Below are 16,541 nucleotides of genomic sequence, written 5' to 3' on the forward strand. Positions count from 1 at the left end.
GCACTCATAACATGGGCAACCCCTTCTATTTCGGGAACTATACTTATATATTTTGATGAAGCATATTCTACAACGTCCTTTATTTCCTGCTGAGTGTAATAACCTCCATATTCTGCTTTTTCGCCTAAGCTATTTTCCTTTCTCTTATTCCAGTGTAAAGATTCCTGATTTACTCTCCATGCTCCAATCTCAGTAAGCTTTGGGTATTTATTTATTTCTATTCTCCACCCCTGATCATCAACCAAATGCCAGTGTAATGTATTTATCTTTAACATTGCAAGAATATCAATAATACTCTTTACCTCGTCAACAGTATAAAAATGACGTGATACATCAAGCATCATACCCCTCCATTTAAATCGTGGTGAATCACTAATTTTCACATAGGGAAGAGATATAACTGTTTTCTGCTCCCTGTCTTTCTTAGAGAGAATATCTACACTAATAAGTTGTCTTAAACTTTGAAGTCCATAATAAAATCCGGGATTTGATGAGGCCTGAATCAAAACACCTGACTCATCTATAAGTAAATTATATGCTTCATTCTTTAAAACACTTTTGGTCTCGAATCTCACATCTCCATTAGCCCCTACACTACAATTAAGATGCTTATTAAATTCATCCTGAAAAGTTTTAACCAACTCTTTCTGATCATCATTCTCGACCGAAAAAATTATGTTTGACTGTAAATCAAATTTATCATTCTTAAAATCTGCTGAATTTACTTTAGGAATAATATTCAAATTTGATTCGACTATACTATTATCAGTATCACAGGCTGTTATTACAACAAGCAGGATTAGAAGTTTTTTGAACATTTCGTAATTGTGTTAATTATATTAGTAGCAGTTTAATAGCCCGGATTTTGTTCGAGCTTTTGGTTTCGTTCTATTTCCTGTAGAGGAATAGGAAGTAATATTTTATTATGCTCCATGTTATACTCAACATATTCACTATTTATCCTATTTAGCTCTTGCACATGATTCATGGTTGAAACAACAATACCATTTCTAACCATATCGTCCCACCTATGACCTTCAAAAGCCAATTCCAGTCTCCTTTCCTCTATAATCGCCTTTAATAGATCATCATCCAAGACATTTGTATCGGTAAGTCCTGCTCTGTTTCTTATTTTATTGAGAATACTTCTTCCCATATCTCCTTCTCCCATATAAGCCATAGCTTCTGCTTTTAGCAAAAGAATATCAGCCAACCTCAACAAATAAAACTGATCACCACTATGCCATCCATCGGCATGTTTTTGCTTGTAAACAAAAGGTACTTCTGATAATTTATATGAAGGACTCCAATACTCATCTATCCATGATACTTTTTCCCATATTATACTTGCCTCAAACCTTATAGTGTCCTGTTTCTCGATAAATGCATTTACAAGGTTAACCGAAGGTGTCGCATATTTTCTCCAATGATCTCCTGTAATTGATGGAGGAAGAAAAAGTTGTGGTCCCCAATTACCCTGAGTAGAATTACCAACAAGATATTGTATCTCAAATATTGATTCAGAATTATTATAATTTTCGCCATCAAATAAGCTTCTATAATCACTTAAGAGACTATATCCGGCAGTACTTTCAATTACCTTATCACAATACTCAATAACCTTTAAATAATCCCTATTAGAACGTTGTGCCCATGCCTTTGCCAAAAGAGCATCTGCAGCTCCTTTAGTGGCTCTACCATCAATAGGCTGAAAAGTAACTGGCAGCAATACAGAGGCATTTTCAAGGTCTTTTACTATAAAATCATATACTTCTCTTTCGGTATTCCTTGGCACTTGTATTTCGTTTAATTCAATACTTCCCATATCTTTAACAATAGGAACTCCTCCATATAATTTTGTAAGTTGAAAATAAAATAGTGCTCTTAAAAATTTAGCTTCACCAATAATTTCATTTTTTCTATCGCCATCAAAACCATTTACTCTTCCAATTTTCTGTATTATTAAGTTAGCTCTGGAAATACCTTTGTAAAAATCACTCCAATTTAAAAATACTCTACTGTTATTCGCTTCAATTGTAAGTTGATCGTAAGCAAAAATATCAACATCATCAGGTGGTCCGGCATAACAATTATCCGATCTCACATCGCTCAATAATATATTATCCCAAATAAAGTATTCGCTATGCAATAAACTGTAAACTGCAATTAATGCTGCTTCAAAATCCTCTGCCGAATCGTATGAGTTTTCTGTTGTGGTTATCGATACCGGTTCCAATTCCAGAAATTTAGTACACGACTGAAAAATCAGTGTACTAATCACTAACAAGAATATATATATTGAATTTTTCATTTAAACACCATTTAAAAAGACATATTAATCCCCATGAAAACACTTTTTGCATGTGGGTATGTTCCATAATCAACCCCCTGTACAAGATTACTATTGCCAAAAGCATTTATCTCAGGATCGTAACCTGAATAATTACTTAATGTATATAAGTTTTCGGCAGAGACATATATTTTTAATTTCGATAACTTTAGCTTCGTAATTAATTTTTCGGAGAAGGAATAACTTAAGCTAAGCTTCTTCAACCTCAAATATGATCCATCCTCAATAAACCTATCCGAAATCTCAGAATTACTTTTTGAACCCAGAACAGCACGGGGAATATCTGAAATATCACCTTCTGCCCTCCATCGATCATTTACTACAGAAGTCTGACTCTTAAAATCATTCATTCCTTCAGTGCTGACTCTTGTAGCATTGAAAACCTGATTACCGTACACTCCCTGAACAAAGACATTAAGACTAATTCTTTTATAAGAGAAGCTATTATTTAGTCCATAAACAATATCAGGATTCGAATTTCCTATAATTGTTCTATCTCCTTCGGCTGTTATCTTTTTATCATTATTCAAATCTTTGTATATAATATCTCCTGTTGCAGGGTCAACACCTTCAGAAACATAACCCCAAAAGTTTCCAAGTTCCTTTCCTTCTTCTACACGAATTATATTTCCTCTTTGAATAATATTTCCCGTCATTAATATTTGTCCCTCCAGATCTACGACCTTATTTGAATTATGAAAAATATTAAAATCGGCATTCCAGTTAAACCACGAATCAATAATTTTTGCATTAAGCCCAAATTCCAGCCCTTTATTCTGAATCTTTCCAACATTTTGAATAGATGATGAAACCCCTGCATGGGTAGGAATAGGAACCGATAATAATAAATCGGAAGTATTTTTAACATAAGCGTCAAATACAACACTTAAGCGATCGTTTAAAAAGATAAGATCTGCACCAATATTAGTTTGAGAGGTTGTTTCCCATTGCAAATTTGAATTATCAAGAGTTTCAACAGCAATACCCGGTAATATCTGTCCGTTAAACACATAGTTATATCCGGTATTCACTTTTCCCGACCACGAATATGGAGCTATACGGTCGTTCCCGACTTTACCCCATCCCAATCTCAGTTTAAAGTCATCAATAAACGACTGATTGCTCATAAACGACTCACTGCTAACTCGCCAACCCACAGAAAAAGATGGAAAATAGCCCCATCGCTTTTCCGGACCAAATACCGAAGAAGCATCAGCTCTCATATTACCGGTAAATAAATATTTATCCTGAAAAGAATAATTTAAACGACTAATATAAGACACATTAGACCTGTATTCTTCATTGCTTACGGATGCCAACAACTCAGAACCTCCATTAATAGTTTCGATAGAACCATTTGCAAAATGTCGGGTTTTAACATTCAAAAATGAAGTAGAATTTTTAGAAATAATTCCTCCTCCCATTAGTTTAAACCTATGGTAGCCTATTTCTTTTATATAGGTTAATATATTCTCGTTTATCCAAAACGTACTTGCATCAACTATCTCCTGGGCCAAGCCATCATTAACTCTTCCCCAGTCGGTTGAATAAGGATCTAAGTAATAAGAATATTTACCATTTGAATTGTCCAACGACAAGCTTGAACGAAATTCGAGACCTTTAGCAATTTTGGCTTCAAAAAAGAAATTACTCAAAAACCTGTTACTAAAATAATCCTGTTTGGGAGCATCAGTAATTGCAACCGGATTTTCAAATGATGGTTGCAATGGATTACCCGAATATCTACCATCATCATCAAATATCCCAATTACAGAAGGTGTAACCAAAGCTCCTAGAACAACACCGGTATTTCCTGATTCTACTTTATCATTAACATCTTTATCATGCCACTTAGAATACATGAAACTAGCACCTACTTTTAGCCTCTCGTTAACTTTTTTATCGATGTTTACCTTACCGGATAATCGCTCAGCAAAACTATTTCTGACTATACCTTCTTTTTTTTGCCAGTTTCCGGATATATAATAATTTAATCCATCATCTGACCCTGAAAACGACAGTTGGTAGTTTTGCTGAAATGCTTTTCGGTAGATCTCGTCCTGCCAATCGGTATTCTTATTATATTTAGTCCAATCGGTCGAAAGCCCCAATTCATCCATTAATTCTATATACTGCTCAGAGTTTAATGTTCCAAGCTTTTTTACTATTTCTGAAGAACCAATGTAAGAGCTAAAGTTTATAACATTTTTTAAATTAAACTCTTTTTTAGTCTCAATAATTACAACTCCATTAGCTCCCGACGAACCGTAAATAGCCGTAGCCGAAGCATCCTTTAGAATGGTAATACTTTCGACATCATTGGGGCTAATATCATAAATTGTTAATGTTGGTATTCCGTCTATTACAAATAGCGGATCGCTACTTGCCTCAATTGATGTAGTTCCTCTTATTCTTATAAAACCATGCTTCTGCGGCTTCCCGGAGGGCATCGTCACAACAACACCGGGAGCTCTTCCTTCCAGCGCATCAACTACATTCAATACGGTAGCTTCTTCTAATTTTGAGTTAGTGATATGACTTAAAGAGCCTGTTAATTCCCTTACCTTCTGTTTTCCATACCCTACTATAACAACATCATCGAGGTTGGCTACATTTTCTGACAGCACTACATGGATATCATCCTGCCCGGAATAAAGTACTTCCTCTTCTTTAAATGCTATGTGTGAGAATACCAGAGTTTGCCCCTCATAGGCTTCAATTGTAAAGATTCCATTTGTATTACTTACTGCGCCTTTTTCGCCACCCTTTATATATACCGAAACCCCTTCTACTATTTTTTCTGTGTTATCAGTAATTTTTCCGGTTATCTTTTTTTTTTTGAATTGTTTTCTTGTATCTGTTTTCCTGATAATTATGTAATTATCTTCAATCAGATATTCAAGATCAATTTTTTTAAAAGCCAGATTTAAAACTTTAGATACTGTTTCATCCTTTACATTTAATTTAACAATCACATTAAGCTCTTCCAGATCACTTTTATAGAGTAGAAAATAGTCGGTAACATCAGAAATATGATTAAGTAGATCAATAATCTTTATTTCTCTATTGATTGTTATTTTTTCCGGTGTATTGCTAATAATAAAACCCGTATTTATCTTTTCGGATTTCACTTCAGAAAATACATTACCCGAAAATAGCAATACAATAACAAGTACTGGAATGATTGGATATTGTAATTTCATAGGTTTCGTTTTAGGTGGTGTAATGGGTTACTTTTTTGGTTCTACTATTATTTCTGTGGAAATTTATCTAAATCGTCACCTTGAGCGAAGCGTAGCGTAGTCGAAAGATCTCACGTTTTTAGTAGAAGCCATAAGATTCTTCGACTTCGCTAAAGCTACGCTCAGAATGACGATATTATAATAATTTTAGTTTTTCCACAACATTAGTAGCAGTAGCTCTTTTTAATAATTCTTATTAATTTTCACTTATAACTTTCACGTTTTTATCGCTAACAATAAAACTTATATCCTGAATATACTTCAACTTTTTCAACAAATCAGATAGTTCTTTCTCCTTACTTAATTCACCACTTAAAGTAACGTTTTTAAGTTTTTCATTATCATATACAAAGCTTACTCCATACCATCTTCCAAGTTGTGTCAAGATATCTTCCAGTCTATCGTTTTGAAGTATAATTGAATTATCCATCCAATCTAATGCTTTATCAACATCTGCCTCAATAACACTAATAACTTCTCCTTCGTTAACAATAGCTACATCTCCCGGTTTAATAACTTTAGAATCTCCATGGGTATTTCCAACCTTAACACTACCCTGAACTAATGTAGTTTCAGTACTATGTTCATCCTCATAAGCCATTACATTGAATATAGTCCCTAATACCTCTATATTCATTCTTTCTGTTTCAACAATAAAAGGACGTTCTTTATTATGTGTAACTTCAAATAAACCTTCTCCTTTCAGTTTGCTAATTCTTTTCTTAGAAGCATCATCGATACTGTATTCAAAGTCACTATTTGCATTTAAATTTACTATTGTACCATCAGGCATTGTAACTTTAAATACTTTTCGGGCAGGTACATGAAATTTAAATGTTTCTTTAATCTTATCTTTTAAACTTTCCGATTGAGAAATAGAAGCACTACTCCCACTTACAGATATCGCTAAGCCATTATCACTTTGCCAATTTTGCTCTACATCGGGAAGTTTATATAAAACTCCACTTCCATCTTCTATCGATATTCCGGAATATCCGGCTTCAGCCAGTTCCAAATGATCTTCTAATATTCCTTTATCTGTAAATGAATTTTTAAATACTGTTCCTAATCCAATTAGAATAATTATCGAAGCTGCGTATTTCAAAAATCTGAGATATCTTACTTTTCCTTTATGAACACCATCTACTTTAGAGTGTAGATCAATGAGTCCCTGTTCAATTTTATCTTCTGATTGTTCCTGTATGTTTTCGTTAATATCTATAGAATGCAATGAGTTTACTACCTCAACCGCCTCATTAAATATTTTTTTTTCTTTTCCTGATGCACTATCATATAACTTATCCCAATACAATTTATCTGAGCCCTCCTTTTTCAAGGCCCATTTTATAAATCCATTGTCCTGTATTAATTCTTCAAACGAGATCATTAAATTTTTCACATTAAAGTATTACGATGCAATTTAAATATTTTAACAAAAATAGCAACAAGCATTTCCTTATTATCAATTAATATGGGATGCTCGGAAAAATTCTTGCCGAACACCATGATATTCAATAAACTATCTCTCAATTAACCTCTTTGGTTCTTTATCTTTAAACAACAATATATATTCCCCGGATTTTAAAATGCTATATCAATAGCATTACCCTTCACCCCTATCTTATCAATACTTTTAAAGCTTGTAGTTCTTCCTTCGATTTCAATACGAAAAAATAAATACCTCTGTCCTGTGTAGACAAATCAACTATTTCTCCATCACTTACCTGTCTTTCAACTATAAGTTTTCCATCAATACTAATTACGCTAAGCTGGTATTCTTTATCAATTTTGAGATTAAATATTCCATCACTACCCGGATTCGGATAAACTGAACCCACCTGTTTTTGGATTATTTCATTAGATAACAAATCCTCATAAGAATTTTCGTTATAACAAGCTCCTAATTCATTACGGTATGTATTTATACTTCCAAAAGTGTCCATATTCCACACTTCACCTGTGCTCACATCTCCAATGTAAAGATCATATGCTCCTCTTCCTCCGGATCTCGTACTTGAGAAGAAGGCCAGATCTCCACCTGCGGGATATGCATCAGAATAATCAGCGGTGGATACATTAAATGCTGCCTTCACTGCAGGGTCTCCATTAAAATTACCGATATATACCTGATCATGGTGATCTGAAGCTGAAACCCATCTGGTAAAAAAATATGTTTCAGAATCACGGACTATCGGATAATACTCCTGAACAGAACTTTGACTTTCAATAATAGAATTATTACTTCCATCCTGATCTATACTATATATATCTCCGTCAGCTCCTCCTGATGAGGCATAAATTATTTTCAGACCATCGGCTGTATAATATGGCATTGATTCTTCTACCTGATTATATGAAGTGACAGTATTTATTATATTCCCCGACAAATCCAATTCTTTAATATCGAATATAAAACCATTTACAGACGAACTCCAATACGCTTGTTTAAACACTATTTTAGTACCATCGGGAGAAAATTTAGGATCTTCATCTCTTCGATCATATCCATGAGTAAGATTAATCGGTTGATCTGAGCTTCCGATTTCCCATAAATATATATCCCAGTCTCTTGGTTCTCCTTTATCATCACCCATAAACACTAACTTGGTTCCATCGGGTGAGATATGTCCATTCATTTCATGATCAATATTCCAATCCCTACCTATTTCGATAATATTGTTTTCTTCCAGATCCAATAAATACATTTTTGAATTCCATGCATCATAACTTGTATATGAGTGATAAACCACAAAACCATTGTCTAATGGTTGAGCATTTACACTAAAATGCATTATGATCATAAATAATATTGAGAAATAATAATATTTTAGAGACATATAATAACTGTTTACTCCTTTTATTCAAACATTTTTTAATAATAATTAGAGCCGACATTACATCGACTCTAATTAACTATTAAGTAATAATTTACTCTAACACTATCTTTTTTGTAACAGACTTAACACCTGAAGTAAAAGTTGCAAAATACAGACCTCTTGACTTATTAGTAAGATCTATTACACCTTTGTTATTTATTGATCCTTTGTAAACTGTTTTACCGGTAACATCGATAACATTAATATTATAAGCTCCATCTATATTAACTTCATAAACACCTTTCGAAGGGTTAGGATATAAACTTATATTTACTAATTCAGCATTTGCCATTCCTAGTACTTCGGTGTAAGTATTTGATGCATCAAATACATAACTCTCTGTGAAATCGGCACCAGATATTTGAACAACTCTGGTGTCATAACGATCTGCATCATACTCAAATACTGTTTCTGTTTCTGAAATAGAATAAGCAAAAACTACAGGATAAAATGTTGAAGGTACATCTGCAAGAGTTACAGTATATATTCCATCTGCATCTTCATCAAGCATTTCAGTTCCATTGTACTTCATCCCAACATGATCATGATAGTAAACTTTATCAGTTGAAGCGTCAAAATCTACAACAGCATTCATATCAACAGATAGGTTCATAGTATATACTCCGCCCCATTTAGTGTTATAAACAACATCCTCAGTACCAACATAAACATTTTGATCTATCCCAACAGGAAATCCTGACCATTCTCTGTCGCTACCTGATGTTCCCCAGGTTGGTATCGGATTACCTGAACCATCTAAATCCACTTCATAAAAATCACTCCAATAGAAGCCTGGTTCTATACCTTCATAAATTAAAGTCAAAGTACCATCTCCATTATCAAGAAACTCAGCATCAGCATCTTCTCCCGGCATAGCCCAGCCATTAAAACCTCCAGAATAAAAAATAGCCTCAGTAGCAGCATCAAAGTCTGCATCCCTAACATCAAGGTTAATTGTTACTGTTACCTGAGCAAATGTTAAAGATGTTAAACCTAACAACAATAACGATGTAAAAATTCTTCTCATAATAAAAAATTTAGTTAATAATTATAAATATTATAGACATTACTATAATCCGTTTTAGTAAGTGGTAGATTTTATTCCGGTTACCATCCCGGATTTTGATCTGCTGCAGTGATCGCAGGGTTTACGTCGATTTCCTGTTGAGGGATTGGAAATAATTCGTGTTTACCTGCAACAAATCCATCAGATCCTAATATATCTGCTGCTGTTCCCCATCGAACCAAATCAAAAAATCTTTGGCCCTCAAATGCTAATTCCAACTGTCTTTCAAGAATTATTGCTGAAAACAAATCATCTCCTCCGGCAGTTACATCTCCCATTCCTGCTCTCTGTCGTACTTTATTAAGTTCTATACGTGCCTGATTTTCATCACCTGATCTGTAATAAGCTTCTGCAGCCATTAGAAGAACATCTGCATAACGGAGTAAACGATAATTGTTTCCATAATTCATTACAGGATCGGCATCAAAAGATGTTTGATCTGCATATGTTGCATATTTCAACCTAATAGAACCATGCCACCCAAATGCATCAGGACTAACACTACCTCCGTAAGTGTTTAACAATTCATCCTCCGACATTAGAGTTGCTTGTCTTCGTAATACATCCCCTGCATTAACATAGGCGTTATATATGCTTTCCGTCGGACTATTGAATCCCCATCCGTATAATAAATCACTTGTTCCAAGATTATAAAATTCAACACGCGGTCCCATTAACTGAACATCGTAGTTTGCTTCATAACCTCTTCTACTTGTTTCTGCCCAAACATTACCGGCATCAACATGATTTTCATATGATGAAAAAGAAATATTCATTAAAGTTTCCTGTCCCCATCTACCATCAGGCGACCACAAGTGAGCATAATCAGGATCTAATCCTACTTCACTACCTTCATTTAATATCAAATCACCAAAAACCTGAGTAGCTTCTGTCCATTTTTCCTGATACAAATAAGCCTTACCCAACAAAGCCTGAGCAGTTTCAACACTAACTCTGAACTGATCACTATTACTCAACTCTGACTTATGTGCTAATTTAGGAATGGCTTCTGTCAAACCTTCTTCTATAAATTGATATACATCCTGAACAGTGGCACGTTTTTTAGCATAACCATTAGCTCCGGGTACGGTTTTATGCAGGGGCACTCCTCCAAACATAGTTACCAATTCAAAATAATAAAAAGACCTTAACACCTTAGCTTCTGCAATTATTCTCTCTCTAAATTCAGAAGTCGGATCAATATTATCAATTACAAGATTAGCCCTGTTTACACCAAAATAAAATACTTCATATGCTCTTTTAATTGCTCTGTTTGTAGTGGTATACGAGTAATCATCGAATTCCTGAAAATGAATAAGATCACTTGGTCCACCTCCTGCAGCTACCGATTCGTCAGAAGCCAAAACACGCGTCATGCCCGGGCTATCGAAACTCAATAAAGAATATAGTTGTAAAATATCGTATGCTGCTATCAATGCCATTGAAGCATCTTCATCAGTTTTATAAAATTCCGATTCTGTAGTTTTCCCGGTAGGCTTTACATCCAAAAACTCCTTTGAACAGCCACTTAGCACAACTAAAACTACTACAAGTACTGCTTTAAATATATTTTCTAACATTTTCATCTGTTAATAATTTTATGTTTTGGTCAGATGGAACTCGCATATTATCATCACCCTATGTGAGAAACTCTTTGCTCATGCTCGTTTCATTTGATCCTCTTTTTAATTAAAATGATACTGATACTCCATACATTATTGTACGAGGTATAGGATACACGCCCCTATCTATTCCCTGACTACTTCCGGATGTACTACCTGCTTCAGGATCAATTCCTTTGTACTTAGTGAATGTGAAGAAGTTATCCAGTGATACATAAAGTCGGAATTTGTTGATATAGGCCTTATTAGTTAGTTGCGACGGTAAAGAATAACCTAATTGTATCTTGCGAATTCTCATAAACGAACCATCCTGTACCATGAAATCACTCTGATAGATATACTGACTTCTGGTATTGGCTCCAAACCATTCATTTGTACTTCCTTCTCCTGTCCATCTATCGTCGTAAAAGAACTTTGGTTTATTTGTGTATGAGTAGTCATTTCTATAGAATCCCATCAACACATCATTACCAATTGATCCCTGAAGGAAGAAGTTAAAATCGAAACCTTTATATTCTAGGTAAACTGTTGCTCCATACATCATATCAGGATGCGGACTACCTATATAAGTTCTGTCATTGGGTGTAATTCTACCATCACCGTCAACATCTATTACAATTGGTTCTCCTGGTTTAGGCCTGTAACGTGAAAGATTATTATCTTCAATATACTTATCAATTTCATCCTGACTCTGAAATATTCCATCAGTCTTATATCCTCTGAAATACCATATAGGATTATCAACATCAAACCTTGTAGCTCCTATCCATCTACCTACTTCAGCTCCGTTTATTCCATCGCCTGCCAATGGATTCAGATAAGTAACATTGTTTTTTAAAGTCGAGAAGTTGGCACTCAAACTATATTTAAATTCTCCATCAAAATCTTTGTACGAAAGTTCAAATTCAAACCCTTCATTACTAACTGTACCACCATTTGCAAAGGGTGCATTATTTCCTACTGATAATGGAGGTGTTGAAGGAGTTAACAAATCAATAGTTTGTTTTTTATAGTATTCAGCTACAAAAGAAAGCTTGTTATTAAAGAAACGAGCATCAAGTCCAACATTAACCTGCTCACTTGTTTCCCACACAAGATCCTTATTTGCAATTGCAAGTGGTTCTGCTCCCGGATAATATCCTCCTGAAGAATTTGGATATCTAATTCCATCAGAAGTAATTAAAGAATTCCATTGGTCGGCCGACAAGTTCGACAAACTTCCATTTTGACCCCAACTTCCCCGAAGTTTTAAATGATTAAAAAACGACTCATCATTAAAGAATTCTTCATTCGACACAACCCAACCAAGTGATACCGAAGGAAATACAGCAAACTTATTCTCCGGAGAAAATAATGAAGATCCATCACGTCTTAAAGTTGTTTCAAATAAATATTTTGAATCATAATCATAGCTAAATCTTCCAAAATATGAAAGCATTGTTGTTCTACTTCTCGATCCTCCTGTTTTGTCATTATCATCACTTAAGGTATGATCAAGGTAAGCATATGAATCATCTTCAACAGCTAATGGTGCAGAATCTCCCCAAATGTATTCATAAGTATTTTCCTGAGATGACATACCTGCCATTAATGAAATATTATGTTTTTTAAGTTGTATAGAATATATCGCATAATTATCCCACAACCACGACTTCCAGTTGTCAACACTTTGGCTTACTGTTGGAACATCATTAAACCTGTCTGGTGTAAAATAATGACTTGGATTCCACGAATTTGTTGTTCCGTAGTTTAGATCAATTCCTAATCTGGAAGTAAACTCAAAACCTTTGAATGGCTTGATCTTTCCATAGAATGAACCTGTTAATTTATCTTCCCTGTATTTTCTTTTCATTGTTTCCAATAAAGCAACCGGGTTAGACACCTTTCCTAAAGTATACTGAGACATACCGTAATAATTCCCATCTTCATCAGCAATAGGTGTATGTCCATTATCAATTGCATCCTGAACATTTTGAGGAACGCCTTCATAGGTAACAGGAGTTAGGGGATCCATCATTATAGCACTGGAAATCAATCCATCATATTCACTATCTTCACTAATCGTTCTTCTAGCAGAATTTGTATATGACAAATTATTCCCAACTTCTAACCATTTTTTTAATTTATGAGTTGAATTTAATCTGAAAGAATATCTTTGGAAGTTTGCTTTATCGCCTCCTACTATACCATCCTGCTCATAAAATGTACCGGATAATAAATAAGTAGAAACCTTGCTTCCTCCACTTATTGATATATTATGCGTTTTAACTGGTGCCAGTTGAAAAGTTTCATCAAACCAATTTGTAGAAGGTAAAGAATCGGGTATCGAAGAATCTATTCCTGCTTCATCTAAATATGCCGAATATTCCTTAACATTCATCATTTTTGTTAATTCAGGAACGCTTTGAATACCATATTGAAAATCGTAATTAATTACAGCTTTTCCTTCTTTACCAGTTTTAGTAGTAACAATTACTACACCATTTGCTCCCTCTGCTCCATAAATTGCCGAAGATGCCGCATCTTTTAATATTTCAACAGATTCGATATCTGAAGGAGACAGATAATCAATACTTGTTTTCATTCCATCTACAATAAAAAGAGGCTGAGATCGACCATTAGAACCTGTTCCCCTAATCTTCATACTAACCGCTGCACCCGGCGATCCGGAAGTTGGCATTACCTGTACACCGGAAACCTTTCCCTGGATACTCTGCATAGCATTTGCCGTAGCAAGGTTAATATCCTTTACTTCAACAGATGATATTGCACCGGTAACCAAACTTTTCTTTTTTGTTCCGTAACCAACAACAATAATATCATCTAATACTTCTACATCAGGTCGAAGAATTACATTTATTGAACTTTGATTTACTATTTTGATTTCTTGTTCAAGAAATCCCATAAAAGAAAATGCTAATAGATTATTCTCCGTATCATTCATTGTTATATTGAACTTTCCGTCAATATCAGTAACAACTCCATTTGATGTATTTGTTTCTACAACTGAAACACCGGGTAAAGGACTATTATCCTCTGCCGATAATACTACTCCATTCACTTGTCTGCTTTGTCCGTAAGACAAGCTTATTATTAGTGAAAAGACTAGTAAGAAGGTAAATTTTCTCATATAACAAAATTTGATTTAGTTTGATCTTATAATTAGTAGAGTCACTAAACCAGATTTGTCCCACGAAAAAAATTAGAAATTTTATTTTTTTTTAATGATGAAGGAAAAGAATGATTAGAATTTTTGCTAAAAACCTGGGCTTACCTATGACAAAACTTAAAGTTTAAAGTTAAAAGTGTTTCTTGTCATCAGCTCACCGTGTCTCGGCTCAGCCTAGACAATAAACAGCGAAGCGATAAACAATGTTGTCATAGACAAATTCATTTGGTATAATGTAAAAGGTTTAAACCTTACTTCTTCCGAAGAATTTAGAAGTAAGTATTAATATGCTGATTACAATAAATTTATCCTTGCCAGTCTTTCTGAACCTATTTAAAGCTCTCGTTACCAAATTCCTGACTGTTTTATTCTCAATACCTAATATTTCAGCTATTTCGTCATTTTTATAATCTTCGAAATATTTCAGCAAAATAATTTCTCTTTCTCTGGGACTTAAATCATTCATTACTTTTTTAACCTCATATACTAACACTTCATGATCATGGGTGTCATTTTTCTCTTCAGTATCGATATTATCAATCAAAGAAAAAATGGATAAATCAGATGATTGTTTTAGTATAATATTCCTAAATGATCTAAAAATATATGCTTTAACACTTTTTACTTCCTTTAAAGATTTTCGGTATTTAAATAAATTAATGAAAAGAGTTTGAATTGTATCTTCTACCGTACTGGTATCTATTTTGAAACGTTGACCATATATGAATAAAGCCTGATAATTTTGTCTGTAAATATTATCTATTGCATGATTATCACCTCCAATGAATTTAAGCCATAACACTTCCTGAGAAAGCTCTTTCCGGTCAGTTTTATCTGCAAATTTTTTATTCTCCATTTTTACACAAAGAGAAATAGTAGTTATACAATAGTTAGATAAAAACCTATGTTCGACGAGAGAAGTGGAATACAGGTTAGTAGTTATATTACGTGACAAACATAACATTCTTTTTAAGAAAAAAAAAAATCGTGACAGTAAAATCAGACTCCTATTAGCTTAGGAAAATTAAGTCTGGTTTAAGACGAAAATCAGCCTATAATTGCGACTTCACTTTTAGTTACACTAAAACTTTTATAATTCTAAGTTTAGAATTATGACTTTCCCCCTATGACCTTTAAACAGTTAAACAAACAACCGCATAAAAACCTATAGTTTTTAGAAAAATTAATTATATGTTTTGTTTTTCAGAATTATTACTATACATTCGTAGTGTACTACTTCGATAGTACACTAGTTCAATATAAAGCAAACTAACTATGGTAAGCATTAAAAACTTAAATTTCAGTTACTCTAAAAAAGGTCTCCCCTTATTTAGAGACCTGAACCTACAAGCTTCGGGAGGAAGCATAATCGGTTTACTTGGAAAAAACGGTGCCGGTAAATCTACATTGTTGAAAATAATTGCAGGTTTACTAAAAAGCCATTCGGGTGATATATCGGTATTGAATTACGATCCTATAAAGCGATACCCTTCATTCATGCAACAGGTATTTTTTGTACCGGAAGAATTTGAAGTTCCGTCAATATCTATTGATGAATACGTAAAGTGTACAGCTCCGCTATATCCAACATTTGATTTCGCAAAAATGGATGACATAATTAATAGCTTTGAGTTGGACCGCCGTGTAAAATTGAGCAAGATGTCATACGGACAAAAGAAGAAATTTTTAATTGCTTTTGCATTAGCTACAAACTGTAATCTGTTAGCGTTGGATGAGCCAACAAACGGGCTTGACATTCCTTCAAAAGCTCTTTTTCGCAAAGTGATGGCAGGTGCTTTAAACGATGAACAGACGGTTATTATATCTACACATCAGGTAAAAGATGTGGAAAACCTAATAGACAGGATATTGCTAATTGATAACGGCAATATTGTTTTTAATCACGACACAATTGACGTAAGCGAAAGTCTCTCATTCGAAACCGTATCAGATACTACCGGTATAGACTTTGTATACAGCGAAAATGTAGCGGGAGGTCACCGAGTAGTAAAACAAAAGGACAAATCGGGCACTCCATTAGATATTGAGTTATTGTTTAACGCCGTAACAAACGGTTCAAAATTTGAAATCCATGAATCAGACATTTAATATAAAAAGGTTTTCTAACTACGGACGAAATCAAATTAGTCTTAGAAAAAAATCAGCAATACTTACCTTATTGGGTTCATTTGTAGCCTTGTTTATTTCATTGATGT

Annotated in this window: 10 protein-coding genes; 1 reads left to right on the forward strand and 9 read right to left on the reverse strand. The window is 34.0% G+C overall.

All coding sequences use genetic code 11. The annotated features are described in order from the left end of the window. From ABFR62_08220 to ABFR62_08260, 9 genes are all read right to left on the reverse strand, one after another. On the reverse strand, window positions 1-818 hold an 818-nt coding region (locus tag ABFR62_08220; protein ID MEN8138404.1), incomplete at its 3' end, for a family 20 glycosylhydrolase. A gap of 32 nt (window positions 819-850) precedes the next feature. After that, entirely contained in the window at window positions 851-2,311 is a 1,461-nt protein-coding gene (locus tag ABFR62_08225; protein MEN8138405.1) for a RagB/SusD family nutrient uptake outer membrane protein, read from the reverse strand. Window positions 2,312-2,322: 11 nt separating this feature from the next. After that, window positions 2,323-5,553 carry a TonB-dependent receptor gene (locus ABFR62_08230; protein ID MEN8138406.1) on the reverse strand — a complete coding sequence of 1,077 codons (3,231 nt, stop codon included), beginning with the start codon at window positions 5,551-5,553 and terminating at the stop codon, window positions 2,323-2,325. 235 nt (window positions 5,554-5,788) lie between these two features. Continuing rightward, the gene (locus ABFR62_08235; protein MEN8138407.1) at window positions 5,789-6,991 is read right to left on the reverse strand and encodes a FecR domain-containing protein; all 1,203 of its coding nucleotides are present in this window, start codon (window positions 6,989-6,991) and stop codon (window positions 5,789-5,791) included. 217 nt (window positions 6,992-7,208) lie between these two features. Further along, window positions 7,209-8,429, reverse strand: a complete 1,221-nt coding sequence (locus ABFR62_08240) for a T9SS type A sorting domain-containing protein (GenBank protein ID MEN8138408.1) — start codon at window positions 8,427-8,429, stop codon at window positions 7,209-7,211. Between the two features lie 91 nt (window positions 8,430-8,520). Continuing rightward, window positions 8,521-9,495: a T9SS type A sorting domain-containing protein gene (locus tag ABFR62_08245; GenBank protein MEN8138409.1), complete on the reverse strand. Its 975-nt coding sequence runs from the start codon at window positions 9,493-9,495 to the stop codon at window positions 8,521-8,523. Window positions 9,496-9,575: 80 nt separating this feature from the next. Next, window positions 9,576-11,120 (reverse strand): RagB/SusD family nutrient uptake outer membrane protein, encoded by a 1,545-nt coding sequence (locus ABFR62_08250; GenBank protein ID MEN8138410.1) that lies wholly within the window; start codon window positions 11,118-11,120, stop codon window positions 9,576-9,578. A gap of 103 nt (window positions 11,121-11,223) precedes the next feature. Further along, window positions 11,224-14,286 (reverse strand): TonB-dependent receptor, encoded by a 3,063-nt coding sequence (locus ABFR62_08255; protein MEN8138411.1) that lies wholly within the window; start codon window positions 14,284-14,286, stop codon window positions 11,224-11,226. A gap of 283 nt (window positions 14,287-14,569) precedes the next feature. Next, window positions 14,570-15,181, reverse strand: a complete 612-nt coding sequence (locus ABFR62_08260; GenBank protein MEN8138412.1) for a sigma-70 family RNA polymerase sigma factor — start codon at window positions 15,179-15,181, stop codon at window positions 14,570-14,572. 419 nt (window positions 15,182-15,600) lie between these two features. Here ABFR62_08260 and ABFR62_08265 point away from each other — a divergent pair, with 419 nt between their 5' ends. Beyond that, on the forward strand, window positions 15,601-16,434 hold the full coding sequence (locus ABFR62_08265) for an ABC transporter ATP-binding protein (protein MEN8138413.1): 834 nt from the start codon (window positions 15,601-15,603) through the stop codon (window positions 16,432-16,434). Window positions 16,435-16,541: the final 107 nt, after the last annotated feature.

The sequence above is a fragment of the Bacteroidota bacterium genome (genome assembly GCA_039714315.1).
Taxonomy (GTDB): Bacteria; Bacteroidota; Bacteroidia; order Flavobacteriales; family JADGDT01; genus JADGDT01.

Bases quoted from the DNA above. Each gene is read 5' to 3' on its own strand.
- ABFR62_08250 (MEN8138410.1), bottom strand. From the start codon at position 11,120: ATGAAAATGTTAGAAAATATATTTAAAGCAGTACTTGTAGTAGTTTTA.
- ABFR62_08260 (MEN8138412.1), bottom strand. From the start codon at position 15,181: ATGGAGAATAAAAAATTTGCAGATAAAACTGACCGGAAAGAGCTTTCT.
- ABFR62_08265 (MEN8138413.1), top strand. From the start codon at position 15,601: ATGGTAAGCATTAAAAACTTAAATTTCAGTTACTCTAAAAAAGGTCTC.
- ABFR62_08255 (MEN8138411.1), bottom strand. From the start codon at position 14,286: ATGAGAAAATTTACCTTCTTACTAGTCTTTTCACTAATAATAAGCTTG.
- ABFR62_08245 (MEN8138409.1), bottom strand. From the start codon at position 9,495: ATGAGAAGAATTTTTACATCGTTATTGTTGTTAGGTTTAACATCTTTA.
- ABFR62_08240 (MEN8138408.1), bottom strand. From the start codon at position 8,429: ATGTCTCTAAAATATTATTATTTCTCAATATTATTTATGATCATAATG.
- ABFR62_08230 (MEN8138406.1), bottom strand. From the start codon at position 5,553: ATGAAATTACAATATCCAATCATTCCAGTACTTGTTATTGTATTGCTA.
- ABFR62_08225 (MEN8138405.1), bottom strand. From the start codon at position 2,311: ATGAAAAATTCAATATATATATTCTTGTTAGTGATTAGTACACTGATT.